This is a genomic window from Microvirga tunisiensis (assembly GCF_009296175.1).
In the GTDB taxonomy this organism is placed as follows: domain Bacteria; phylum Pseudomonadota; class Alphaproteobacteria; order Rhizobiales; family Beijerinckiaceae; genus Microvirga; species Microvirga tunisiensis.
This window is the reverse complement of the sequence record NZ_VOSK01000702.1, coordinates 1-1,640: the sequence shown is the minus strand read 5'-3', so window position 1 is coordinate 1,640 and position 1,640 is coordinate 1. Positions and strand designations below refer to the sequence as shown.

Here is a 1,640-nt window from a genome sequence, read left to right as displayed (position 1 = left end):
GCCGGGGCCGACCACCAGGAGGCAAAGCAAATGATCATCCGACCGGCTGATCACCGGACCCATTCTCGTCCGTCAGGTAGGGAAAATTGAAGGCCCATAATTACGGGAGATTCAACGCCCATTGACACGCGGTGGTGGTGGTCAAGGCCCGCGAGGTCAAGCCGGTGCCGGGCCGCAAGACGGATGTCTGCGACGCCCAGTGGCGGCAGCGCCTGCACGAGTACGGGCTTCTGCGGGCGAGCTTCCAGCCGCACGGCGAGAGCGCCACCCTGCGCTCTGATCTGCGCCAGCGCGAGCGCCTCCTCGAGGCGGCGGCCGCCCACATCCAGCCCATGCAGAAGGCGCTGACCCAGATGAATCTGCAGCTCCAGCACGTGGTGGCCGACATCACCGGCCAGACGGGGCTGCGCATCATTCGGGCCCTGGTGGCAGGCGAGCGCGATCTGGACCGCCTGGCCGCCTTGCGCGACGGGCGCTGCAAGACCCCGCTCGCGACTTTGTGCGCCGCGCTGGTCGGCAACGACCGGGAGGAGCCCGTCTTCGCCCTGGCCCAGGCGCTCGAGCTGTATGAGATCTACCAAGCAAAGGTGGCCGCCTGCGACGAGCGCATCGCGGCCGGGCTGGAGCGCCTGCAAGCCCAGAGCCCGCCGCCGGCAGCGCCGCTGCCGCCGCCCCGCCGCGCGCAGCCGCAGGCCAATGAGCCGGCCGTGCCGGTGCGCGCGGCCCTGCATGCGATCCTCGGGGGCGACCTGACCCAGATCGATGGGATCGGACCCTACCTGGCACTCAAGCGGGTCAGCGCGTGCGGCCCGGATCTCGCGGCGTGGCCGAGCGCCCAGCACTACACCTCCTGGCTGGACCTCGCGCCGCACAACAAGATCTCCGGGGGCAAGGTGCTGTCGAGCCGCACGCGCCGCTCCGGCAGTCGGGTCGCGGCACTGTTGCGGCTGGCCGCGGGCGCGATCGGGCGCACCCAGACAGCGCTGGGCGCCCTCTACCGACGGCTCGCCGCGCGGGTCGGCAAGGCCAAGGCGATCACCGCGACGGCACGCAAGATCGCGGTGCTGGTCTACAACACGCTCCGTCACGGGATGGCCTACGCCGATCCCGGGGCATCCTACGACGAGGAACGCTACCGGCAGCGCGTGCTGAGCAATCTTCGCCGCCGCGCCAAGTTGATCCGCCCCCATTGAACTGGTCCACCCTGAAGTATGTCTTAAGGCTCACAGGAGGACCGAAATGCCCAAGAAGCGTCACAAGCCCGAAGAGATCGTCGCCAAGTTACGCCAGGTCGACGTGATGGTCTCACAAGGCCAATCCGTGGCCGACGCGGTTCGCGCCATCGGCGTGACCGAGGTGACCTATTATCGCTGGCGCCAGGAGTATGGCGGGCTCAAGTCCGATCAGGTCAAGCGCCTGAAGGATCTGGAGGCGGAGAATGCCCGGCTCCGCCGCGCGGTAGCCGACCTGACGTTGGATAAGCAGATCTTGAAAGAGGCCGCCTCGGGAAACTTCTAATGATCTTCACGAAAGGCCTGCAACTGAGAGACCTGCATGCCGAAAGAAGCTGACAACCATCTCGGGTCGGCGCTGCAGGCGACTGAACTCGCGGCGCGCCAGGCGGTGGAGATCGGCGACTG

2 pseudogenes are annotated in these 1,640 nt (G+C 67.7%); both read left to right on the top strand.

Going from position 1 to position 1,640, the window contains the following annotated elements:
- Positions 1-131: 131 nt before the first annotated feature.
- Positions 132-1,193 (top strand): annotated as a pseudogene (locus FS320_RS43005) (IS110 family RNA-guided transposase); the annotation flags it as partial.
- 46 nt (positions 1,194-1,239) lie between these two features.
- Positions 1,240-1,509, top strand: a pseudogene (locus FS320_RS43000) (transposase); the annotation flags it as partial.
- Positions 1,510-1,640: the final 131 nt, after the last annotated feature.